24 protein-coding genes are annotated in these 22284 nt (G+C 67.0%); 10 read left to right on the top strand and 14 right to left on the bottom strand.

Features of this window, described 5'->3' with window-relative positions:
• Positions 1 to 72: 72 nt before the first annotated feature.
• Together CDA09_RS12655 and CDA09_RS12660 are read left to right on the top strand one after the other, a co-directional pair.
• Entirely contained in the window at positions 73 to 747 is a 675-nt protein-coding gene (locus tag CDA09_RS12655; RefSeq protein WP_121429030.1) for a DUF6781 family protein, read from the top strand.
• The gene (locus CDA09_RS12660; protein WP_121429031.1) at positions 747 to 2435 is read left to right on the top strand and encodes an ABC1 kinase family protein; all 1689 of its coding nucleotides are present in this window, start codon (positions 747 to 749) and stop codon (positions 2433 to 2435) included. Before CDA09_RS12655 ends, CDA09_RS12660 begins: the two co-directional genes overlap by 1 nt.
• A 33-nt stretch (positions 2436 to 2468) precedes the next feature.
• On the opposite strand, the gene CDA09_RS12665 is transcribed toward CDA09_RS12660, so the two are convergent.
• The 6 genes from CDA09_RS12665 to CDA09_RS12690 all read right to left on the bottom strand — a co-directional run bounded on the left by CDA09_RS12665 (position 2469) and on the right by CDA09_RS12690 (position 8557).
• Positions 2469 to 3176 carry an ABC transporter ATP-binding protein gene (locus tag CDA09_RS12665; protein ID WP_121429032.1) on the bottom strand — a complete coding sequence of 236 codons (708 nt, stop codon included), beginning with the start codon at positions 3174 to 3176 and terminating at the stop codon, positions 2469 to 2471.
• A 1-nt stretch (position 3177) separates the two neighbouring features.
• Positions 3178 to 4371: an ABC transporter permease gene (locus CDA09_RS12670; protein ID WP_121429033.1), complete on the bottom strand. Its 1194-nt coding sequence runs from the start codon at positions 4369 to 4371 to the stop codon at positions 3178 to 3180.
• Positions 4368 to 5552: an efflux RND transporter periplasmic adaptor subunit gene (locus CDA09_RS12675; protein WP_121429034.1), complete on the bottom strand. Its 1185-nt coding sequence runs from the start codon at positions 5550 to 5552 to the stop codon at positions 4368 to 4370. The genes CDA09_RS12670 and CDA09_RS12675 overlap by 4 nt, the downstream gene beginning before the upstream one ends.
• Positions 5549 to 6175 (bottom strand): TetR/AcrR family transcriptional regulator, encoded by a 627-nt coding sequence (locus CDA09_RS12680; protein WP_286164112.1) that lies wholly within the window; start codon positions 6173 to 6175, stop codon positions 5549 to 5551. The genes CDA09_RS12675 and CDA09_RS12680 overlap by 4 nt, the downstream gene beginning before the upstream one ends.
• Positions 6176 to 6266: 91 nt before the next feature.
• Entirely contained in the window at positions 6267 to 7640 is a 1374-nt protein-coding gene (radA, locus tag CDA09_RS12685) for a DNA repair protein RadA (protein ID WP_121429036.1), read from the bottom strand.
• Entirely contained in the window at positions 7640 to 8557 is a 918-nt protein-coding gene (locus tag CDA09_RS12690; RefSeq protein WP_121429037.1) for a LysR substrate-binding domain-containing protein, read from the bottom strand. Before CDA09_RS12690 ends, radA begins: the two co-directional genes overlap by 1 nt.
• Positions 8558 to 8735: 178 nt before the next feature.
• Here CDA09_RS12690 and lplT point away from each other — a divergent pair, with 178 nt between their 5' ends.
• Positions 8736 to 9989, top strand: a complete 1254-nt coding sequence (lplT, locus tag CDA09_RS12695; protein ID WP_121429038.1) for a lysophospholipid transporter LplT — start codon at positions 8736 to 8738, stop codon at positions 9987 to 9989.
• Positions 9990 to 10043: 54 nt separating this feature from the next.
• Here the strand turns inward: lplT and CDA09_RS12700 are convergent, their stop codons facing one another.
• The 4 genes from CDA09_RS12700 to CDA09_RS12715 all read right to left on the bottom strand — a co-directional run bounded on the left by CDA09_RS12700 (position 10044) and on the right by CDA09_RS12715 (position 12462).
• Positions 10044 to 10916, bottom strand: a complete 873-nt coding sequence (locus CDA09_RS12700; protein WP_502697067.1) for a uracil-DNA glycosylase — start codon at positions 10914 to 10916, stop codon at positions 10044 to 10046.
• 20 nt (positions 10917 to 10936) lie between these two features.
• On the bottom strand, positions 10937 to 11389 hold the full coding sequence (rimI, locus tag CDA09_RS12705; protein ID WP_286164114.1) for a ribosomal protein S18-alanine N-acetyltransferase: 453 nt from the start codon (positions 11387 to 11389) through the stop codon (positions 10937 to 10939).
• Complete coding sequence (tsaB, locus tag CDA09_RS12710) at positions 11386 to 12078, bottom strand: tRNA (adenosine(37)-N6)-threonylcarbamoyltransferase complex dimerization subunit type 1 TsaB (RefSeq protein WP_121429039.1); 693 nt, start codon at positions 12076 to 12078, stop codon at positions 11386 to 11388. Before tsaB ends, rimI begins: the two co-directional genes overlap by 4 nt.
• Before the next feature lie 72 nt (positions 12079 to 12150).
• Entirely contained in the window at positions 12151 to 12462 is a 312-nt protein-coding gene (locus CDA09_RS12715) for a hypothetical protein (RefSeq protein WP_121429040.1), read from the bottom strand.
• A 306-nt stretch (positions 12463 to 12768) separates the two neighbouring features.
• On the opposite strand from CDA09_RS12715, the gene ompR reads away from it, so the two are divergent.
• Genes ompR through CDA09_RS12745 form a run of 6 tightly spaced genes read left to right on the top strand, consistent with a single transcriptional unit; the run spans position 12769 to position 16960 of the window.
• Entirely contained in the window at positions 12769 to 13506 is a 738-nt protein-coding gene (gene ompR / locus CDA09_RS12720; protein WP_121429041.1) for an osmolarity response regulator transcription factor OmpR, read from the top strand.
• On the top strand, positions 13496 to 14938 hold the full coding sequence (locus CDA09_RS12725) for an ATP-binding protein (RefSeq protein ID WP_502697068.1): 1443 nt from the start codon (positions 13496 to 13498) through the stop codon (positions 14936 to 14938). The genes ompR and CDA09_RS12725 overlap by 11 nt, the downstream gene beginning before the upstream one ends.
• Before the next feature lie 42 nt (positions 14939 to 14980).
• Positions 14981 to 15589, top strand: a complete 609-nt coding sequence (locus tag CDA09_RS12730; RefSeq protein WP_121429043.1) for a septation protein A — start codon at positions 14981 to 14983, stop codon at positions 15587 to 15589.
• A complete protein-coding gene (locus CDA09_RS12735) occupies positions 15589 to 15888 on the top strand; it encodes a YciI family protein (protein ID WP_121429044.1) in 300 nt (99 codons plus the stop codon). The genes CDA09_RS12730 and CDA09_RS12735 overlap by 1 nt, the downstream gene beginning before the upstream one ends.
• Positions 15885 to 16172, top strand: a complete 288-nt coding sequence (locus CDA09_RS12740; protein ID WP_121429045.1) for a BolA family protein — start codon at positions 15885 to 15887, stop codon at positions 16170 to 16172. The genes CDA09_RS12735 and CDA09_RS12740 overlap by 4 nt, the downstream gene beginning before the upstream one ends.
• Entirely contained in the window at positions 16172 to 16960 is a 789-nt protein-coding gene (locus CDA09_RS12745) for a peptidylprolyl isomerase (RefSeq protein ID WP_121429046.1), read from the top strand. Before CDA09_RS12740 ends, CDA09_RS12745 begins: the two co-directional genes overlap by 1 nt.
• Positions 16961 to 17078: 118 nt before the next feature.
• Here the strand turns inward: CDA09_RS12745 and CDA09_RS12750 are convergent, their stop codons facing one another.
• From CDA09_RS12750 to CDA09_RS12760, 3 genes are all read right to left on the bottom strand, one after another.
• Complete coding sequence (locus CDA09_RS12750; protein ID WP_121429047.1) at positions 17079 to 18872, bottom strand: acyl-CoA dehydrogenase; 1794 nt, start codon at positions 18870 to 18872, stop codon at positions 17079 to 17081.
• Between the two features lie 89 nt (positions 18873 to 18961).
• On the bottom strand, positions 18962 to 19894 hold the full coding sequence (locus CDA09_RS12755) for an electron transfer flavoprotein subunit alpha/FixB family protein (RefSeq protein ID WP_121429048.1): 933 nt from the start codon (positions 19892 to 19894) through the stop codon (positions 18962 to 18964).
• A 2-nt stretch (positions 19895 to 19896) separates the two neighbouring features.
• Positions 19897 to 20646 (bottom strand): electron transfer flavoprotein subunit beta/FixA family protein, encoded by a 750-nt coding sequence (locus tag CDA09_RS12760; protein WP_121429049.1) that lies wholly within the window; start codon positions 20644 to 20646, stop codon positions 19897 to 19899.
• A 184-nt stretch (positions 20647 to 20830) separates the two neighbouring features.
• Between CDA09_RS12760 and CDA09_RS12765 the strand changes: the two genes are divergently transcribed.
• Entirely contained in the window at positions 20831 to 21442 is a 612-nt protein-coding gene (locus CDA09_RS12765) for a TetR/AcrR family transcriptional regulator (RefSeq protein WP_121429050.1), read from the top strand.
• Positions 21443 to 21464: 22 nt separating this feature from the next.
• Here the strand turns inward: CDA09_RS12765 and CDA09_RS12770 are convergent, their stop codons facing one another.
• Complete coding sequence (locus CDA09_RS12770; RefSeq protein WP_121429051.1) at positions 21465 to 22235, bottom strand: TatD family hydrolase; 771 nt, start codon at positions 22233 to 22235, stop codon at positions 21465 to 21467.
• Positions 22236 to 22284 lie beyond the last annotated feature (49 nt).

Raw genomic sequence — 22284 nt, forward strand, 5'->3', positions numbered from 1 at the left:
TCCAAAGGCCATACTTGAATCGTGTGGAAACCGTATCGGCGCCCTGCCGGGCGCGCGAACAAGGGGACTGTCATGAGCGAAGAGTTCGAAAAGGTTGAACGCGACGTGGAAGCGGCGGTCGACGGCGACCCCGCTTCGGTCGCCGAGAGGGTGCGGACGATCACACTGGGCGCGCTGTCGCACGGCAAGCTGGACGCCGACGCGCTGAAACAGGTCACCAACGCCGTCCTGAAAGGCGCGCAGCAAGGTATCGAGCGGCCGGACCGCGAGCGCATGGAAGCGATCCGCGAAGCCGTGCGCGGGCTGGACGAAGCGCTCGCCACAGCGGCCCAGGCGACGCTGCTCGCAGTCAAGGAGGCCATCGGCCGCGGCAGCGAATACTCGCGCCAGGAAATTCGCGGCACGCTCGATCAGCTCGACGCGATGGAGTCCGACTTCCTGCGCACGCTGGCCGATGCCGGGCGCGGCGCCACGGGCCTCGCGCGCACGACCCTGCATGAGCTCGCCGAGCACGCCCGCAACAGCGGCACCGCGATCGGCGGACGCGTGGCGAGCGCCGGGGCCGACCTCGCCCGTGCGGTCGCGGATCTCACGCGCGAGCAGGTGCAGAGCGGCGCGCAGACCCTGCGCAACGAAGCGGGGCTGCTTGCCGCACTCGCCTCCGGCATGCTCAGGGGTGTCGCCGACCGCCTGCACCCGGCGGCCACCGACGAGGCCAAGGGCCAACCGCGCGATCCGCAGGCCTGATGCTGTGGAAAGCGATCGGCGCCGCGCGTGAGCTGACACGCGCCCACGACATCGCCGCAATCCTCGTCCGTTACGGCTTCGGCGACCTCGTACGCCGCATAGGCATGGCCGACGCGCTCGAGCGCGCCGGACGGGCCCTGCACTGGCACGAACCCGAGGAACTCGCGCGCCTGGAGCCGCCGGCCCGGGTGCGCCGCGCGTTCGAGGAATTGGGTCCGACCTTCATCAAGCTCGGCCAGATCCTCGCCACGCGGGTCGACCTGTTCCCGCCCGAATGGATCGTCGAGTTCGGCCGCCTGCAGGATGCCGCACCGGCGGTCCCGTTCGAACAGGTGCGCGAACAGCTCACCGAGGATCTCGGCGAAGCGCCGGAAACCGCGTTCGCCGAAATCGACACGCAGCCCCTCGCCGCCGCCTCGCTCGCCCAGGTTTATCGCGCACGCCTGCACGACGGCCGCGCGGTCATCTTGAAGGTTCGCCGACCGGGCATTCGCCCGACCGTGGAAGCCGACCTGCAGCTGCTCACGCGCGTCTCGGAAATCATCGAAGCCGAGGCCCCGGACCTGCGCCGCTATCGGCCCCGCGAGATCGTGCACGAATTCACCCTGTCCTTGCGCCGCGAAATGGACTTCGCCGCCGAATGCCGCTATGCGGAACGCGTCGCGGCGAGCTTCGTCGAGCGGTCGGACATCGTCATTCCGCGCGTGCACTGGCAGTGGTGCGGCGAACGCCTGAACGTCCAGGATTACATCGACGGCATCCCCGGACGCGATCTCGCGGCCGTCGATGCCGCGGGGCTGGAACGCAAGCTCCTCGCGCGCCGTGGCGCATCGGCGGTCCTGAAGATGATGCTGGAGGACGGCTTTTTCCATGCCGACCCGCACCCCGGCAATGTCTTCTACCTGCACGGAAACCGCATCGCCTTCATCGATTTCGGCATGGTCGGCCGGCTCTCCGAAGCGCGTCGCTACGAGCTCGCGGTCCTCCTCAACGGCCTCGTCTCGAACGACGCCGCCGCGGTTGCCGACGTACTGCTCGAGTGGCGCGACGCGGAAGCCCCCGAAACCGAGCCGGAGCGCCTGCGCCACGAGATCGACACCTTCGTCGACCAGTACAAGGGCGTGCCGCTGAAGCAGCTCGATATCGGCGCAATGCTGTCCGATCTCGTCATGATCCTGCGCGAACACGGTCTGTCGCTGCCGCCCGACCTGTCCCTGCTCATCAAGGCCTTCATCACCCTGGAAGGCATGGGCCGGCAGCTCGATCCCGATTTCGACATGGGCGCCGAGGCCGCGCCTTTCCTGCGACGCGTGCTGCTCGCACACCATGCGCCCGATGCGATCGCCCGCCGCAGCTGGCGCACGCTTGGCGACGCGGTCAACCTCGTCACCGGCCTGCCGCACGACCTCAGCCAGCTCCTGCGCTCGGCCCGGCGCGGGAAACTGCAGGTGCAGGTCGACATCGTCTCGCTCAAGCGTCTCGGCGAGCAGCTCGACCGCGCCGCCACGCGCATGACCATCGGCATCGTCACCGCCGCACTGATCATCGGCTCGGCGATCGTCATGACCGTGGTGGGCGATCCGGGCTTTGCCGGCCTGAATACGCTCGGCCTGCTGGGCTTCTTCGGCGCGGTGGCCGGCGGCGTTGCCGTGCTCCTGTCCATCTGGCGCGGCGGGCGTCGCGATTGATTCTGCCGCGCCGCGGCCTGCCGGACGGAAGACTCACGCAGCGCGGCCCTCGCCCGCCTCCTCGTAGGTCCGCCCGTCGCGGATGCGATAGATCCGTCGGAACGTCGGAATGATCTTCTCGTCGTGCGTGACGACGATGATCGCCGTGCGGTACTGCTCGGCCATCCGGTTCAGGATGCGCACGACGTTCAGCGCGCGTTCGCTGTCGAGCGGCGCGGTCGGCTCGTCGGCGAGCACGACCGGCGGGCGGTTGATGAGCGCCCGCGCGATCGCGACCCGCTGCTGCTCGCCGCCGGACAGCTCCGCGGGTGACGCCTTCGCGCGGTGGCCGACGTCGAGCGCCTCGAGCAGCTCGACCGCCATCCGCCGCGCCTCGCGGTTGGGTTTCCCCGCGAGCATCGGCAGCAGCGCGATGTTGTCCGTGACGTCGAGAAACGGAATCAGGTAAGGCGCCTGGAACACGAAACCGATGCTGTCGCGCCGCAGGCCGCGCAGATCGCGGATCTTCCAGCCGCCATCGAACACCGGCACGCCGCCGAGCGCCATGAACCCCTTCGTCGGCTCGATCACCGCGCCGAGACACTTCAACAACGTGCTCTTGCCCGAACCGCTCGGCCCGATCAGCCCCACCACCTCGCCCGGAGCGATCGTCATGTCGACGCCCTTCAGCGCATCGACCGCGGCATCGCCCTCGCCGTAACGCTTGCCCAGCCCCCTGACCTCGATCGCCGGCGCATTCATCTCAGCCCCCGATCGCGGTCGCCGGATCGACCTTCAGCGCCACCCGGATCGCCACCAGGCTCGCGATCGCGCACACCACCATCGTCGCCGCCAGTCCACGCACCGCGTCGTCCGGCAGCAGCAGGACGTACTTCGGGAAATACGGCGCCCACAGCGTCGCAACGGTCTTGCCGATCACGAAACCGATCAGGCCGAGGCCCAGCGATTGCTGCAGGATCATCGCCGCAATGGTGCGATTGCGCGTGCCGATCAGCTTCAACACCGCCAGCTCGCGCACCTTGCCCAGCGTCATCGTGTAAATGATGAAGGACACGATCGCGGCGCTCACGATCGCGAGGATCACGAGGAAGGTCGCGATCTGCCGCGCCGACGTCTCGATCAGCTTCGACACGAGGATGTCCTCCATCTGCCGCCAAGTGTAGGCCTCCAGATGCTTCCAGCGGCGGATGTTCTCGGCCACGCGCTCCGCGTCGTGACCGCTCGCGACCTTGACCAGCACCGCGTTCACGCTGCGGCTCGACGTCTGCGACGCGAGGAGCGCGTCGAGCAGCCCCGGCACCCCCGGCCGGTTCAGCCCCGGATTCGCCGCCGTGCGCGCGCGCTCATTGACGATCGCATCGTTGTCCTTCAGGAATTGCGCCTCCTGCGCATCCTTCAGCGGCAGGAACACCATCGGATCGCTGCTCGACGACACCATCCGCCGCGTCAGGCCCACGACCTCGTACTCCTGCCGCCGGATGCGGATGCGCTCGCCGAGGCGGAAGCCGGTCCGTAAGTCGGCGACCACTTCGTAATGGCTGCGCACCACGCCGCGACCGGCGACGAGGAAAGGCGGCTCGCCTGAACGCCCCGGCTCGAAGCCCACCGCCATCACGCGCACGTCGCGCTCGCCCTGACGGATCTGCATCGTCAGATACGTCACGTTGGCCGCATCCGCGACACCCGGCATGCCGCGCAGCGCCCGGTACGCGTCGTCACGCACGCTCGACGGCTCCGCATAGGGTCCGAGCGTCTCCTGCTGCACCACCCAGATGTCCGCCGCGCTGCTGCGCAGGAGCACCTGCGCGTCATCGACCATGCCGCGGTAGATTCCCGCCATCGACAGCGTCACGCCGATCAGCAGTCCCAGACCCACACCGGTAAAGACGTACTTCGTCCAGTGATGGAGGATGTCGCGGCCGGCGAGACTGATCATCGGCGCGTCCCTTCGAGCGATTCGACCACCGCCACCCGCTCGCCAGCGCGCAACTCGCGCTCGCTGTGCACGATGATGCGATCGCCCGCCTGCAGTCCCTCCAGCACCACGGTCCGCCCGTCGAGCGAGGCTTCGCCCGTGCGCACCGGCACGAAGGCCGTGGCCCCGTCCGAGACGGTCCACACGCCGCGCCGGCCGCCGTGCTCGTGCACCGCGGCGCCCGGCACGGCGAGCACGTCAGCGCCCCGGCTCGTCGCGATCGTCACCTCGGCCAGCTCCCCGAACGCGAAGTCCTTCGGCGGCTCGTCGAACACGACCTGCACGATGCGCTCCTCGGTCACCGCGTCGCCATTGAGTTCGACGCGCGAGACCTTGCCCGGCACGGTGAGTCCCGGTCGCGAGCGCAGCACGATCGAAGCCGCCTGCCCCGCACGCACGCCCCCCGACCGCCCCTGGTCGATCCGCGTGCGGACCCGCACGCTGGCGGGATCGACCATGCGCAGCACGCTCTGCCCGGCGACCAGCGTCGTTCCCGGCTCCGCGTCGCGCGCGGTCACGACGCCCGCGACCGGCGCCACCAACCGCACGTTCGCCCGCTGCCGCTCCACCGCCACGCGCTCCGCATCCAGCCGCTGCAGATCCATCCGCGCCGCATCGAACTGCGCGCGGACAGCCTGCAACTGCGCGCCGGCGGAATCCGCCTCCTGCCGCTTCGCCTCGACCGCCGCGTCGCTGAAGAAGGCCCGCTCGCCCAGCGACGCATAGCGCCGCGCGTTACGCCCCGCGAGCTCCTGGCGGACCTCCGCATCGCGCACCTGCGCACCGGCCGATTCCAGCGCATGCACGGCGCGCGCCGAAGCCGCCCGCGACGCCGCCAGCCGCGCATCGAGCTCCACCGGATCCATCTCGGCCAGCAACTGCCCCGCACGCACTTCGCTGCCGACATCGACATGCACCGCCAGGATCCGCCCCGGACTCGTCGGGCCGATCGCGTAAGCCCGCTCCGCTTCGACCGTGCCGATGCCGAAGACGGCATTCTCGAACGCCCCGCGCTCGAGCACCGCCGTCGTCACGCGCACCGGTGCCAGCGGGCCGCTTCGCACCATCAGCAGGACGAAACCCGCCAGCAGCATCAGCCCGAACACCGACAGGCCGACTGCACGAATCACGCGCCGATTCATCGCCGCCTCCCCGTGATGCCCGACAGAAAGACCCCGAACACGCCTTCCGCGGACTCCTCCACGCCGCGCATCCCGCCTGCAAGCATCGACTGCATCACCAGCCCCTGGACGGCGCCGATGAAGAGCGTCGCGGCGTGCTCTGCATCGACTTCGCGCGCAACCGCCCCACACTCCCGGGCGCCTTTCAGGATCTGCAGCAAAGTCCCCCGGTAAGTCCCAAGCAGCCCGCGGATGCGCCGCTTCACCGCGCTGTCGCCCGGTTGCTGCAGCTCATGGAAGATCAGCCGCGGCGCCCCGGGGTAAGTGACGGCGAACCCGACGTGCGCGCGAAACATCGCCCGCAGTTGCTCCAGCGGCTCGCCGCTCGTGAGCGACGCCTCCTCGATCGCGCCGAGCAGCGTCTCCTCGATCCATCCCGCCACCGCCAGCCAGATCGCCTCCTTGGTCGGGAAATGGCGAAAGATCGCCCCCTGCGTCAGCTTCATCGCGCTGGCGATGCGCGCGGTCGTGATGTCCGCCGGGCTGCACTCGGCCGCCAGCGCGACGACGGCCTGAACGATCTCGGCCTGCCTGAATTCCGACGAGCGCCGGACGCGCGCGGTTTCCATCGCGATGCCTCGCATGTAAGTAATTGCTTACTATCTTAGTATAAGCAAAAAACGATGTACACCTGAAACCGCATTCACTACCTCAGCGGTCCGGCGGCTTGCAGCCTCAGGCTTCCAGCTCGCGCGCCTGCTCGATCGCTTCCTCGATCCGATCCACCGCGATCACCCGCATTCCCGCAATCGCCTGCTTGGGCGCGTTGGCCTTCGGAATGATCGCGACCGTGAAGCCGAGCTTCGCTGCTTCCTTCAGGCGCTCCTGCCCGCGCGGCGCCGGACGGATCTCGCCCGCGAGCCCCACTTCCCCGAACACCACCAGCTCGCGCGGCAAGGGCCGGCTGCGCAGCGAGGACACGATCGCCAGCAGCACCGCAAGGTCCGCTGCCGGCTCGGCGATCTTCACGCCCCCCACCGCGTTCACGAACACATCCTGGTCGAAGCACACCACGCCCGCGTGGCGGTGCAGCACCGCGAGCAGCATCGCCAGCCGGTTCTGTTCCAGGCCGACCGAGAGGCGGCGCGGATTCGGGCTGTGCGCGCCATCGACCAGCGCCTGGATCTCCACCAGCAACGGCCGCGTGCCCTCCTGCGTCACCAGCACGCAGCTGCCCGCCACCTGCTGGCTGTGCTGCGACAGGAAGATCGCCGACGGATTGCTCACGCCGCGCAGGCCGCGCTCGGTCATCGCGAACACGCCCAGCTCGTTCACGGCGCCGAAACGGTTCTTGAACGCCCGCACCAGGCGGAAACTCGAATGCGTATCGCCTTCGAAGTACAGCACGGTGTCGACGATATGCTCCAGCACCCGCGGCCCCGCCAGCGTGCCATCCTTCGTCACGTGACCGACCATGATCAGGCTCGTGCCGCTCTGCTTCGCAAAGCGCGTGAGTTGCGCCGCGCACTCGCGCACCTGCGCCACCGAACCGGGCGCCGACTGCAGCGCTTCCGAATACACCGTCTGGATCGAGTCGATCACCGCGATGCGCGGTTTTGCTTCCTTCAGCGTCGCGAGGATGCGCTCGAGGTTGATCTCCGGCAGCAGCTTCACCCCCGCCGGGTCGAGCTGCAGGCGCTGCGCCCGCAGGGCCACCTGCTCGCCCGACTCCTCGCCGCTCACGTAGACCGCCGCCTGCCGCGCCGCAAGCGCCGACAGCGCCTGCAACAGCAGCGTCGACTTGCCGATGCCCGGATCGCCTCCGATCAGCACCACGCCGCCCGCCACCAGCCCGCCGCCGAGCACCCGGTCGAACTCCTCGATCCCGGTCGGCGTCCTCGGCTCCTCGCGCGGCTCCAGTTCCGCCAGCGACTGCAGCTTGCCGGTCGTGCCGGCGAGCGCCGCGAACCGGCTGCTCCCCGGCCCCGGCGCCTCGATCACCGTCTCGACCAGCGTGTTCCAGCCCTTGCACTGCGGGCACTGCCCCTGCCAGCGCGGCGCCTGGCCGCCGCATTCGCTGCAGACGAAGCTCGTCTTCGCTTTCGCCATCACGCGTTCGCGTCGGCCGTGGCCATCTGCTTGAACCCGGAAACCGCGTATTCCGCGAAAGTCGTGATGAGGCGCGAACGGAACTTGTCGCGCGGCACGATCACTTCCAGGGGCGTGAATTGGCGCGGCTCGAGCGGGATGCCGACGAGGCGGCCGTCGCGCAGGTCGCGCTGGATCGCCGCCCGCGACGCGATCGCGAAGCCCATCCCCTGGGCCGCGAGATGCTTCACGGTCGCCAGGCTGCCCAGCTCGGCACACACCGTCAGTTCGTCGATCCCGATGCCGTCCGCGGCGAAGAACTCCTCGGCCAGCACGCGGATCGCGTTGCCCGGGTCGCGCGTGATCAGCGGGTGATCCTTCAGGATCTTCGCGCTGACGCTCTTGTGCTTCGCCAGTGCATGCCCGGGGGCGCAGATCACGTAGAGTTCGTCGCGCGTCGCCGTCATGCGCTCGATCGCCGGCTGTTCGGACACGATCTCGATCAGGCCGAGATCCAGTTCGCGCGACGCGACACGATCCTCGGTCAGCTGCGAATTGCCCACCACGACGCGCGGCACCACGCGCGGATACTTGCGCTTGAATCCTTCGAGCAACTGCGGCAGCCAGTACGCCGCGATGGTCGTGCTCGCGCCGATGTTGAGTGCGCCGCCGAGCTCGTCGGTGAGCTCGGACACGCGCGATTCCAGCTCATCCGAGAGGTCGAGGATCCGCTCGGCGTAGGCCAGCACCACCTCGCCCGCCGGTGTCAGGCCCACCCGCCCGTGCCCGCGTTCGAGCAGGCGCGTGTTGAAATGCTCCTCCAGCTGCTTGATCTGGAAGGTGACGGCGGGTTGAGTCATGAACAGATGTTCCGCGGCCCGCGTGAACGAACCGTACTTGGCCACGGCGCTGAATACCTGAAGTCTGCGATCAGCCACGGCTGCTCCATAAGTCTGGTTTATAACAGCAATTAAATCACAGCCGGACCGATACGCGAAATGTCTGACAACTTACTGACAACACCGCGCGCGCACCGGCAATGAGCCAAATCACAACAAACACACAGTTGTCGTGATATAAACCGCGCTTCACCTTTCAGACGGCCGTCTCCCACCGATGCCGCTCGGCTTCTACATCATCATGGCGGCGCAGTTCTTTTCTGCGCTGGCCGACAATGCGCTGCTGATCATTGCCATCGCGCTGCTGCGCGAGATGTCCGCCCCGGCAACGTACGAACCACTCCTGAAACTGTTCTTCACCGTTTCCTACGTCGCGCTGGCCGCCTTCGTCGGCGCGTTCGCCGACTCGATGCCCAAGTGGCGCGTGATGTTCATCAGCAACACCATCAAGATCGGCGGCTGCCTCATGCTGCTGCTCGGCGCGCACCCGCTTTTCGCCTACGCGGTCATCGGCCTCGGTGCCGCGGCCTATTCGCCCGCCAAATACGGCATCCTCACCGAGTACCTGCCCCACCGCCAGCTGGTGGTCGCCAACGGCTGGATCGAAGGCCTCACGGTCGGAGCCATCATCCTCGGGACGGTCATCGGCGGCGTCCTGATCCGCCCCGACGTCGGCAACTGGATCGTCGGCCTCGGCCTGCCGATGGTGCATTCCAACCCGCTCCACGCCACCATCGCCATCGTCAGCCTCCTCTATCTCGCCGCCGCAGCGTTCAACCTGCGCATTCCCGACACCGGCGTCGACCACAAGCCGCTCAGGAGCAACCCGATCTACCTGATCCACGACTTCACGCACTGCATGAAGCTGCTGTGGCGGGACAGGCTCGGCCAGATCTCGCTCGCCGTCACGACGCTCTTCTGGGGGGCTGGCGCAACCCTCCAGTTCATCGTGATCAAGTGGGCGGAGCACAACCTGGGATTCGACCTCTCGAAAGCATCGATGATGCAAGGCGTGGTCGCGCTCGGCGTCGCGCTCGGCGCGGTCCTTGCAGCGCGCCTGATCAGCCTGCGCCGCTCCGTTCAGGTGATTCCGCTGGGCATCGCGATGGGGCTCGTCGTCATGGTGATGGTCGTCGTCACCCAGCCGTCGCTGGCGATGGTGCTGATGGTGGTGGTGGGCGGGCTGGCCGGCTTCTTCGTCGTCCCGATGAACGCCCTGCTGCAGCACCGCGGCCACATCCTCATGGGAGCGGGCCACTCGATCGCCGTGCAGAACTTCAACGAGAACCTGTCGATCCTGATCATGACCGGCCTCTACGCGCTGCTGATCATGTCCAACCTGTCGATCAGCGCCGTCATCGTCATGTTCGGCCTGTTCGTGGCCGGCGCGATGTACCTCGTGCTGCGCCGGCATAACACGAACCAGCGCGAAGTGGACTCCATCGCGCTGCTCGACGACCACCCGCACTGAACGCCGGCGGTCGCACGCACTGCCCCGGCATCCCGCGCCCCGCCCAAATCCCGCCTAAACCATTCCGCCTGCGTCGCGCATCACGCGACGCGCAAAGCACAGATCCTCCCAGGCCTTGGCCTTGTCGGCCTGATTCCTGAGCAGGTAGGCGGGATGATAAGTCACCACCACCGGCGTCTCACCGCGCTGGAAGATGCGCCCGCGCGACGCCCCGATGCTGATTTCGGCATCCAGCAGTGCAAGCGCAGCCGGGCGGCCGAGCGCGATCAGCACTCGCGGCTGCACCAGCGCGATCTGGCGTGCAAGATACGGATGGCAGGTCGCGATCTCGTCCGCCTGCGGCGTGCGGTTGTGCGGCGGCCGGCATTTCACCGCGTTCGCGATATACACGTTCTCGCCCCGCTTCAGGCCGATCGCGGCCAGCATCGCATCGAGCAGCCTGCCCGCCGCGCCGACGAAGGGCTCCCCGCGCAGATCCTCCTCGGAGCCCGGCCCCTCCCCGACAAACATCCAGTCCGCGTGCCGATCGCCGACGCCCGGAACAGCCTGCCTGCGCTTCTCGCACAAGCGGCACGCCCCGCACGCGCGGATATCGGCTTCCAGCGCGTCCCAGTCCATCCGCGCGATGCGCCCGGCCCGCCCCGCATCGCCTCCTGAAAGGGGGGCAGCAACCACGGGCGGATTCGTCGGCGTCCTGGCAACAGGAACCCGATCGGCACCAGGCACAACCGGGCGCGCAGCACGCGATTCGGGAGCGGTAGATGGCGCCATCGCCGACATCGGCGGCGGAACATCGATCGCCCCGGATGTGTCCGCGGCGACACTCACTGCCTCCCCGCCCGGCGCCGTGCCGGCAGAGTCTTCGACAGCGTCGGCCGCAGCCGTGCGCAGGCGCCAGATGGGGGCCAGCCCCATCTCGCGCAGCACGGCATCCCGCCGTACCCGGCTCACAACTCGCGCCTCATCACGATCGCATCCTCGCGTTGTCCTTCCGGCGCAGGATAGTAGTTCTTCCGCCGCCCCACAGCCGCGAAGCCATGCCGCTCGTACAAGGCCAGCGCCGGAGCGTTCGTCGGCCGCACTTCGAGGAAGAACTGCGTCGCCCCCACGCGGCGGGCCTCCGAAAACAGGTATTCCAGCAGCGCTCCGCCGATGCCGCGGCGCTGCTCCGTCCGCGCGACGCTGATGTTGAGAAGATGGGCCTCGTCTATCACCGTCAGCATCACGGCATAGGCTACGGGTCCTGCACCATTTCGCATGACCCAGCAGTTGTAGCCGGCGCACAGCGAATCGGCGAAGTTTCCCGCGCTCCACGGGAACGCGTGCAGCTCGCGTTCGTTCTCGACGACCCAGGGCAGGTCAGTCTCCGACATGGGCACGAAACTGAATCCGCCCGTCACGCCCGCCCTCCGCGCGCCAGGCGTTCCGCAGTCGTGAGCGCCACCTTGTCCCGCACATACAGCGGGGCGGCTAGCTCCGCAGCAACCAGCCCGCCGTCGAGCGCGAGACGCGCCCCCAGGCGCGCGATGTCCGCCGCGCGCGCTACCGCATCGCGTTCCACGGCGCCAAGCGCCTCCAGCACGGCAGGCGGAATGCGGTCTCCATAGGCGGCGAACGCCGAACCGATCCCGAACCACTCGCCATCCCCGGGCAGCGTCATCAGTTCCGGCGCACAGCAGCACGGTGGCGCCACTTCCACCGGAAAGCCGTCCCGCATCCGATACGCGGCGGAATACACTTCCCCCATGCGCGCATCGGTCGCGACATGGATCGAATCCCCGACTCCCTGCATCGCCAGCGCTTCCAGACTGCACACCGGCGCCACGCCCAGATCCGCGCCCATCGCCAGCCCCTGCGCCACGCCACATGCAAGGCGCAGGCCGGTGAACGCCCCGGGACCCGCGCCGAACGCGATCGCGTCCAGCGCAACGAGCGCAAGGCCGGCATCCGCTAGCAGGATCTTCAGGGTGGGCAGCAGACGCTCGGAGTGGTTCGAATGCCCTTCAAGACGACGTTCGACGGTCTCGCCGTCAATCAACAGGGCCACACTCGCGTGCTCGCACGAGGTTTCGATCGAGAGAATTTTCATAGGCCGCCCATTTTACCGGCAGCGGCCCGCGATTCGCAGCGAATCGGGAATTCGCCCGCGGGTGGCGCGCCTTCAACGCTCCGTCACGCTGCGGGGCCGTTCCGCATCGCGCATCGCTTCGCGCAACTCGCGGTTCAGCGTCTCACGCTGCTCGCGCGACAGCCGCCGGCGCTCCTGCGTCGCCGGATGCGAAACTTCCGAACCGTTCATGAGCGCACGGCGGAGCTCGGCCCGGCGCTGCTCCCTGGCGTTCGGGTACATCGGTGCCGTCACGCTTTCATCGGCCGAGGGAGCAGACAATGCGCCCTCGCGCGCGAACCCGCTCTCGCGCGCGTACCCTGTGCCGGCTGCAAGTGTCGACGCAAACGCAAACAGCATCGCCACGAGGGTGCCTGCCGGCCGCCACCTGGACTGTCCGCGCTCCCGCCTCCCGGAGTGCGGACAGGATGCTATGAAGAAGAATGAATTGCGATTTGCCATGTTCGCTGCGGGATGGAATTCGCTCACGGTTCGGACGATGAGAACATACCTTCATATTGGGAATTTCGGCACTGACAGGTGAAGATTTAGCAGGCAACGTGTAAGGGCGTGTTGCGTATATCCCAAGCCCTTACGAAACGTTACCCGTAGCGCGCGAATGAACGAATGCGGTGCTGGCACGCCAAAATGTAACCGGATAGGATTCGCCCCATGAACACAAAGATCCGATATCGAGTATTGCTGGTCGACGACGATGCGCGCCTGCGCGAGTTGTTGTCGCGTTACCTGCAGGAGCAGGGGTTCACCGTCAAGGCGGTCGTGGATGCTCCGTCCATGGATCGCGCGCTCCACCGCGAACATTACGACGTGATGGTGCTCGACCTGATGCTGCCGGGTGAAGACGGCCTTGCCATCTGCCGCCGCCTGCGGGCCGACCAGAATGCCATCCCAATCATCATGCTCACCGCCAAGGGCGACGACGTCGACCGCATCATCGGCCTCGAGATGGGTGCCGACGACTACCTCGCCAAACCCTTCAACCCGCGCGAACTGGTTGCCCGCATCCACGCCGTGATGCGCCGCCAGCCGCCCACCCTGCCCGGCGCCCCGACCATCGAGGACGAGGTCGTCAAGTTCGGCAACGTGCAGGTGAATCTCGGCGTGCGGTCGCTCACCCGCGACGGCGAAGAGATCTCGCTCACCACCGGCGAGTTTTCCCTGCTGAAGGTCCTCCTTCAGCATCCGCGCCAACCCTTGTCACGCGACAAGCTGATGGAACTGGCACGGGGGCGCGAGTACGGGGTCTTCGATCGCGCCATCGACGTGCAGGTGAGCCGGCTGCGCAAGCTGGTCGAAGAGGATCCCGCGAAGCCGCGCTACATCCAGACCGTGTGGGGCTTCGGCTACGTGTTCGTACCGGATGAGTCGAAGCCCGCCAGTGAAGGCTGATTTGCCCGCGGCGCTCGCCGAGGAGTCGGCGCCACGCCCCTCGGCGTGGCGCGTACCGAGCCTGTCGCACTTCCTGCCACGGACGCTGCTGTGGCAGACCTTCTTTCTCATTGCGCTGCTCCTCACGCTCGCCCTCGCGACGTGGTCACAGATCTTCCGTCACTTCGAAGAGCCGGCTCGCGCCCGCAACCTCGCCCAGATGGTCGCAAGCGTCGTGAACCTCACGCGCACCGCCCTTATCAACTCGGAAACGGAACGCCGCACCGAACTGCTGATCGAACTGGCGGCGCTCGAGGGCATGCGCATCTATCCGGCCGAGGCCAGCGACGAGCTGAAACCGCTGCCGGATACGCGGGCGATGAAGCTGCTGACGGAGGAAGTGCGCCGCCAGCTCGGAACGCACACGCGCTTTGCCTCACGCTGGAAAACCCTCGACGGTTTCTGGGTGAGCTTCCGGCTCGATCCCGACGACGAGCAGGATTTCTGGCTCATGCTGCCGTCCGAACGCATCGAACAGACGGGCGCACTGGAATGGCTCATCTGGGGAGGCGGCGCGCTGCTTGCCGCACTGATCGGCGCCTACATGATCGTGTCGCGGATCGGCGTACCGTTGCGCAACCTCGCGCGCGCGGCGCGCGTCGTCGGCAGCGGACGCACCCCGCCGCATCTGCCGGAAAAGGGACCGCTGGAGATCGCCACCGTCGCCAAGGCCTTCAACCAGATGGCCGGCGACCTCGCGCGCACCGACGCCGACCGCGCGCTCATTCTCGCCGGCGTATCCCACGACCTGCGCACACCGCTCGCACGACTGCGGCTCGGGATAGAGATGTCTGGCGCCCCCGACACCGACGTCCGTGCAATGGTTGCCGACGTGGAGGAGATGGACCGCATCATTGGCCAGTTCCTCGATTTCGGCCGCGGCGAGCCGCAGGAACCCCTCAAGGTGGAAGACCTGCCGGCCCTCGTCGCCGACATCGCGGAGCCCTACCGCCTGCGCGGAATCAAGGTGCGCATGGACGCCCCGAAGAGCCTCGAGGTACCGGTCCGCACCCTGCCTCTGCGCCGTGCGATCCGCAATCTCATGGACAATGCCGTGCGCTACGCCGGCGAGGACAACCCGATCAGCCTGAGCGTGTCGGCCCGCAACGACGAAGCGCTGATCGAAGTCGCCGACCGAGGTCCCGGCATTCCCGAAGCCGACATGGACCGCATGCGCCACCCCTTCACCCGCCTCGAAGAGGCGCGCTCCAACACGAAGGGGGCCGGTCTCGGCCTCGCGATCGTCGAACGCATCGTCACCTCGCACAAGGGGCGGCTCGAACTGCGCTCCCGCAGCGGCGGCGGCCTGCGCGCAATCATCCACCTGCCGATCCACGACGCGAGGCGCGGACGCGCGCGCCTGTTGGCGCCGGACGATACCGCCAGCGAGTAGCACAGGACCGATCGCCGCGCCGAATGGCTATAATCCCCACGCATGAAGATTCTTTTCGACCTGCTTCCCGTCTTCCTTTTCTTCGTCGCCTACAAATTCGCCGGCCACGACCCTGCCGTGGCCCATGAACTTGCTACCCGGGTTCTCGGCGGCGGAATCGAAGCCACCCAAGCCCCCATCCTCATCGCCACCGCGGTCGCAATCGTTGCCACAGCCGGCCAGATCGCCTGGGTCTGGCTGCGGCACCGCAAGGTCGACACGATGCTGTGGATCAGCCTCGGAATCATCGCCGTATTCGGAGGCGCGACCCTCTTCTTCCACAACCCCACTTTCATCAAGTGGAAGCCGACCGCGCTGTACTGGCTATTCGGCACCACCCTCGCCGGCTCGGAACTGCTCTTCCGCCGCAACCTGATCCGCAGGATGCTCGAAGCCCAGGTCCGGCTCCCCGAGCCCGTGTGGGGACGCCTCAACCACGCGTGGACCGCATTCTTCCTGGGCATGGGCGTGCTCAATCTGTACGTGGCCTACAACTTTTCCGAGGAAGCCTGGGTCAACTTCAAGCTCTTCGGCGGCATGGGCCTGATGCTGCTGTTCGCGCTGGCCCAGGGCCTCTACCTCTCCAAACACATCCAGGAGGAAACCAGCTGATGCTATACGTGCTGATGGGCGAAGACGCCCCCGGCAAACTCGAGGTGCGCATGGCCGTCCGCCCTGCGCACCTCGCACGCCTCGAAGCGCTGCGTGACGAGGGACGACTGCTCATGGCGGGGCCGATGCCCGCGATCGATTCGCCCGACCCAGGCCCGGCCGGCTTCTTCGGCAGCCTCGTCGTCGCCGAATTCGCATCCCTGGCAGACGCGGAAGCCTGGCTCGCGGCCGACCCTTATGTCATCAAGGGCGTGTTCGCCCGCACGAGCGCGCGTCCGTACAAGAAGGTCCTGCCGTGACGGTGATCGACGAAATCAGGGAGCGCCTCGCGGGGCTCAATCCGCTTTCGCTCGAGATCGCGGACGACAGCGCCCTGCATGCCGGTCATGCCGGCGCGAAGAGCGGCGGGCACTATCGCATGACGATGGTGTCGGACGCATTTATCGGCAAAAATACGGTGGCACGCCACCGACTCGTATATGGCGCACTGGGCGAGCTGATGCGGACCCGCATTCATGCTCTCGCCATTCTCGCCCTGACGGCCGAAGAGGCCAAAACTCAACCCACCAGGAAGGAACCTTGATGATCCGTTTTCCCAGCCGTCTTGCCCTTTGTCTCATGGCCGGCCTGATCGGCCAGGCGGCTTATGCCGCTGGTGCCGCGCCGACCGCCACCGTGAACGGCACCGCGATCCCGGCTGCGCGTGCCGAGGTCATGTTCAACGAGCAGCGAGCCCAGGGTGCGCCCGACAGCCAGCAGTTGCGTGACGCAGTCCGCGAGGAGCTGATCCGCCGCGAAGTTCTCGCCCAGGAAGCCACCAAGAAGGGCCTCGACAAGAAGAGCGAGGTCCAGGCTCAAATGGATCTCGCCCGCCAGGCCGTGCTGCTGCGCGCCTATATCCAGGACTTCGTGAAGGCGAACCCGATCAGCGAGGCGGATCTCAAGAAGGAATACGACAGCGTCAAGAGCAAGATGGGCTCGAAGGAATACAAGCCCCGTCACGTGCTGGTCGAAACCGAGGACGAAGCCAAGGCGATCATCGCCAAGCTGAAGGCCGGCGAGAAGTTCGACGTGCTCGCCAAGCAGTCCAAGGATCCGGGCTCGAAGGACAATGGCGGCGACCTCGGCTGGAGCAATCCGGGCATGTTCGTGAAGCCGTTCTCCGAAGCGATGGTGAAGCTCGAGAAGGGCAAATTCAGCGAGACGCCGGTCAAGAGCGATTTCGGCTACCACGTCATCCAGCTCGACGACGTGCGCGACCTGAAGGCGCCGGACTTCGCCGAAGTGAAGCCGCAACTCGAGCAGCGCCTGCAGCAGCAGAAGATCGAGAAGCACATCGCAGACCTGCGCGCGAAGGCGAACGTCAAGTAAGCGCTTCGGACCGCGCAAAACGAAAAGGGCCGCCCCGGATCGGGGCGGCCCTTTTTCTTTTTCTTTTTCTTTTCGGATCGCCGGCGAGACGGGGCAGCAAGCCGCCCCGTCGCGGTGGTCAGAACTGCGCTTCGTCCAACTCCAGCGCGCCGGCGGCACCGTTCACGACTGCGTAGGACAGCCCCGAAGCCTGCGACAGGACGTGGTCGGCATAGAAGCGCGCCGTGACGAGCTTCGCCTTGTAGAAATCGTCATCGGAACCCTCGGCGAGCCGCCTGGCCGACACCAGCGCCGCGCGTGCCATGAGCCAGCCGCCCGAGACGATGCCCAGCAGCTTCAGGAAGGGCACCGAGCCGACGGAAGCCGCCTTGATGTCCTTGCCGTAGGTCGCAACGATGTACTCGACCGCGGATTCGAGCGCGGCGATGCCGGACTCGAGGGACTTGCCGATCGCCACGAAGGCGTCGCCCTGCTGCTCCGCCAGCTGCGCCAGGAGGCCGCGCATCTCGGCGGCCAGTGCCTTGACCGTGACACCGCCCTCGCGGGCGATCTTGCGCCCGATCAGGTCGTTGGCCTGGATCGCCGTCGTGCCCTCGTAGATCGTCGTGATGCGTGCGTCGCGCAGATGCTGGGCAGCGCCGGTTTCCTCGATGAAGCCCATGCCGCCATGCACCTGCACGCCGGTGGAGGCGACATCGATCGAGTTCTCGGTCGACCAGCCCTTGACCACCGGAATCATGAGGTCGACGAACGCCTGATTCTCGGCGCGTACCGCGGCATCCGCGGAGCGGTGGGCAGCGTCGTTCGCGGCCGCCACGACGTAGGCCAGCGCACGCATCGCCTCGGTCTGCAACTTCATCGACATCAGCATGCGGCGCACGTCCGGGTGACGGATGATCGAGACCTTCGGGCCGCCCCGCACCCCCATCTCGGTGCCCTGGATGCGGTCCTTCGCGTAGGCCAGCGCGTGCTGGTAGGCACGCTCGGCCAGCGCCACGCCTTCCATGCCGACAGCGAAGCGGGCCTCGTTCATCATGATGAACATGTACTCGAGGCCGCGGTTTTCCTCGCCCACGAGGGTGCCGATCGCGCCACCGTGGTCACCGAACGCGAGCACGCAGGTCGGGCTCGCGTGGATGCCGAGCTTGTGCTCGATCGACACGCAGTGGACGTCGTTGCGCGCCCCCGGGGTACCGTCGGCATTCAGCAGGAACTTGGGCACGACGAAGAGCGAGATGCCCTTCACGCCTTCCGGTGCATCCGGCAGGCGCGCCAGCACGAGGTGGACGATGTTGTCCGTCATGTCGTGCTCGCCGTAGGTGATGAAGATCTTCTGGCCGAAAATCCTGTACGTGCCGTCGCCCTGCGGTTCGGCACGCGTGCGCACGGCGGCCAGATCGGAACCGGCCTGCGGCTCGGTCAGGTTCATGGTGCCGGTCCATTCACCGCTCACCATCTTGGGCAGGTAGGCCGCCTTCTGTTCGTCGGTGCCGCTCAGCGTGATCGCCTCGATCGCCCCGTTCGTCAGCATCGGGCACAGGGAGAAGGCCATGTTGGCCGACTTCCACATTTCCATCACGGCAGTCGCGACCAGCTTCGGCAGACCCTGACCGCCGAACTCGGGTTCGCAGGCGACCGCGGTCCAGCCGGCTTCGGCGAACTGCGTGTAGGCATCCTTCCAGCCCGGAGCAGTCGTGACCTTGCCGTTGTCCCATTTGGCGCCTTCCTGATCGCCCGTCCGGTTCAGCGGAGCGAGGACCTCGCTCGCGAACTTGTTCGCCTCGTCGAGGATCGCGTCGACCAGATCCGGAGAAACTTCCTCGCATCCGGGCAGCTTCGCGACTTCGTCCAGTCCCGCCAGTTCGCGCATGACGAACTGCATGTCCCGGATCGGCGCAGTGTAATGGCTCATGTGTTCTTCTCCCGATACCTGTTCATATTGTGAAACTGCGCCCGGGTGGGCGCAGTTTTCCGTACAGCTTTTTATAGTTTTTACGGCATTCAACCGACCGCTTTGGCCAACTCCGGCACGACCTCGAAGAGGTCACCGACCAGGCCGTAATCCGCCACCTGGAAGATCGGCGCTTCGGGATCCTTGTTGATCGCGACGATCACCTTGGAGTCCTTCATGCCGGCCAGGTGCTGGATCGCGCCCGAGATGCCGACCGCGATGTAGAGCTGCGGCGCGACGATCTTGCCGGTCTGGCCGACCTGGTAGTCGTTCGGCACGTAGCCCGCATCGACCGCGGCGCGCGACGCGCCCAGCGCCGCACCGAGGGCATCGGCGAGCGGCTCGAGGAGCTTGTGGTAGTTCTCGCTGTTGCCCAGACCGCGGCCGCCCGAGACGATGATCTTCGCGGCACCGAGTTCCGGACGCGCGCTCTTGGTGAGCTCGCGACCCTTGACGCTGGTCAGGCCCAGGTCCGCAGCGGCGGCCACGGCTTCGACCGCAGCCGACCCGCCCTGCCCGGCCGCCTCGAAGGCGGTCGTGCGCACGGTCATCACCTTCACGGCGTCGGCCGACTTCACGGTCGCCATCGCGTTGCCGGCGTAGATCGGGCGCACGAAGGTATCGGCCGATTCCACCGCGACGATGTCGGAGATCTGCGCAACGTCCAGCAGCGCAGCGACGCGCGGGGCGACGTTCTTGCCGATGGCGGTGCTGGGAGCGAGGATGTGCGTGTAGCCCGCGGCGTTTGCGACGACCAGCGCGGCGACGTTCTCGGCGGTCTGCGACTCGTAGTGGGCGGCATCGGCCACGCGCACCTTGGCGACACCCGCGACCTTCGCGGCTTCCGCGGCGGCTGCGCCGCAGTTGGCGCCGGCGACCAGCACGTGGATCTCACCACCGAGCTTGGCGGCGGCCGAGACGGTGTTGAGGGTGGCGGCCTTCAGGCTCGCGTTGTCGTGTTCTGCAATAACCAGGATCGCCATGTTCAGATCACCTTCGCTTCGTTCTTGAGCTTGTCGACGAGTTGCGCAACGTCCGCGACGCGCACGCCGGCGCTGCGCTTGGGCGGCTCGGCGACTTTCAGCGTCGCCAGGCGCGGCGCGACATCGACGCCGAGGTCCGCGGGCTTCACGGTGTCGAGCGGCTTCTTCTTCGCCTTCATGATGTTCGGGAGCGTCGCGTAGCGCGGCTCGTTGAGGCGCAGGTCGGTGGTCACGACCGCGGGCAGCTTCATCTCGACGGTCTCGAGGCCGCCGTCGATCTCGCGCGTGACGGTCGCGACGCCGGCACCCAGCTGGACCTTCGACGCGAAGGTGGCCTGCGGCCAGCCCATCAGCGCCGCCAGCATCTGGCCGGTCTGGTTCGAATCGTCGTCGATCGCCTGCTTGCCGCAGATCACGACGGTCGGCTGTTCCTTGTCGCACAGCGCCTTGAGGAGCTTGGCGACGGCGAGCGGCTGCAGGTCCGCGTCCGACTCGACGAGGATGCCGCGGTCGGCGCCAATCGCCATCGCGGCGCGGATCGTCTCCTGGCAGGCTGCGACACCGCAGCTCACCGCAACGACTTCGCTCGCCACGCCCGCTTCCTTCAGGCGCACGGCCTCTTCCACTGCAATCTCGTCGAAGGGGTTCATCGACATCTTCACGTTCGCAATATCAACGCCCGTGCCGTCTGCCTTCACTCGCACCTTGACGTTGTAATCGACTACGCGTTTGACGGGTACCAGGATCTTCAATGCCGCGCTCCTTTGCGTGTTTGGGTCGGTCGAATTGTGGAAAGGGAATTATCGCACCGCCGCACCGCGAAAAACACGCTGATACGATGGACACTTGACCGCCGACCAAAAAAATCGTTCCATACGCATAAGTATGGATTGCATACGGTACCGTATGGTCATCCTTTAGTCAATACTAGGTCGTATGGAAAACAAGCTCTCAAAACCGCGCGTCCAGCTCGATCGCAATGCCTGGGTGAGTGCCGCCACGGAGGTCCTCGCCGAGGAAGGGATCGCCGGGCTGCGGGTCGAAGTGCTCGCAAAACGCCTGAAAGTCACCAAGGGCAGTTTCTATTGGCATTTTCAGGATCGCCGCGACCTGCTGCTCGCCGTCCTCCAGGTGTGGAAGGACGGGCGCATCCGCGACATCGTCAAGCAGACGCGCGCCCAGCCGGGCCGCGAGCTGGAGCAGATATATCACGTCATCGACGTCTACAGCACCAGCCGCAGCCGGCGCGGTGCGCTGATCGAACTCGCGGTGCGCGACTGGGCGCGGCGCGACCCGGATGCTGCGGCGATCGTCGCCGAAGTGGACGACATCCGCCTGCGCTGCGCACGCGATCTCTTCCTCGCCTGCGGCGTGCCGATGGAGGAAGCGTCGAGCCGCTGCATGCTGCTCTACGCTTACGTGTTCGGGATCTCGCTGATGATCTACGACAAGTTCGACAGCGACGTCGCGCGCCTGAAGCGGGATATCGCAGATCTCATCGCGCAGTCGGCCAGCATGAAGCTGAAAGCGGCAACGGCAGCCTCCTGAGACGGGTCGCGCGACGCGCCGGTCATCCCGGCGGCAGCGCGGGAAAGATCGCGCGGGCGTTCCGGCTGGTCGCGGCGACGATCTCCGGATAAGGCACGGCACGGAGGTCGGCCAGGACTTGCGCAAAGCGCGCGATGTTCGCCGGCTCGTTGCGCCCGCCCTGCGCCCAGGCCGGTGGAATGTCCGGCGCGTCCGTTTCAAGCACGATCGACTCCAGCGGCAGGGTGGCCGCGAGCGAGCGGATGCGGCGGGAGCCGTCGAACGTCATCGCCCCGCCGAACCCCAGCTTGAACCCCAGCGCGGCGAAGACGTCGGCCTGCTGACGGCTGCCATTGAAGGCATGCGCGATGCCGCCCGGAACTTCGATGCGGCGCAAGTGCTTGAGGATGTCGTCCACGGCGCGGCGGACGTGCAGGATCACGGGCAGCCCGAATCGGCGGGCAAGCTTCAGTTGCGCGACGAAGAACAGCTCCTGCCGGGCTCGGTCCAGATCGTGCACGAAAAAGTCGAGGCCGATCTCCCCCACGGCAATCGCACGCCCGTTTGCGAGGCGCTCTTCGAGGATGCCGAGATCGTCCAGTTCGGCATGGTCGACGTACAGCGGATGGATCCCGAAGGCATGGGCGATGTCCAGGTTGGCAGCCGACAGCGCGGCCACCCGGTCGAAACCGGCCGCGTCGACGGCCGGCACGACGAAGCCGCCAACACCCGCCGCACGCGCGGCCGCCAGGACCGCGGCGCGGTCGCCACCGAACTCGGCGGCATCCAGGTGGATGTGCGTATCGACGAGCATCGTCCGGGCACCGGCTTGTCAGGCAGGGCTCGCCGGCCCCGCCCCGATG

Origin of the sequence: Azoarcus sp. DN11, assembly GCF_003628555.1 — a bacterium.
Lineage (GTDB): Bacteria > Pseudomonadota > Gammaproteobacteria > Burkholderiales > Rhodocyclaceae > Aromatoleum.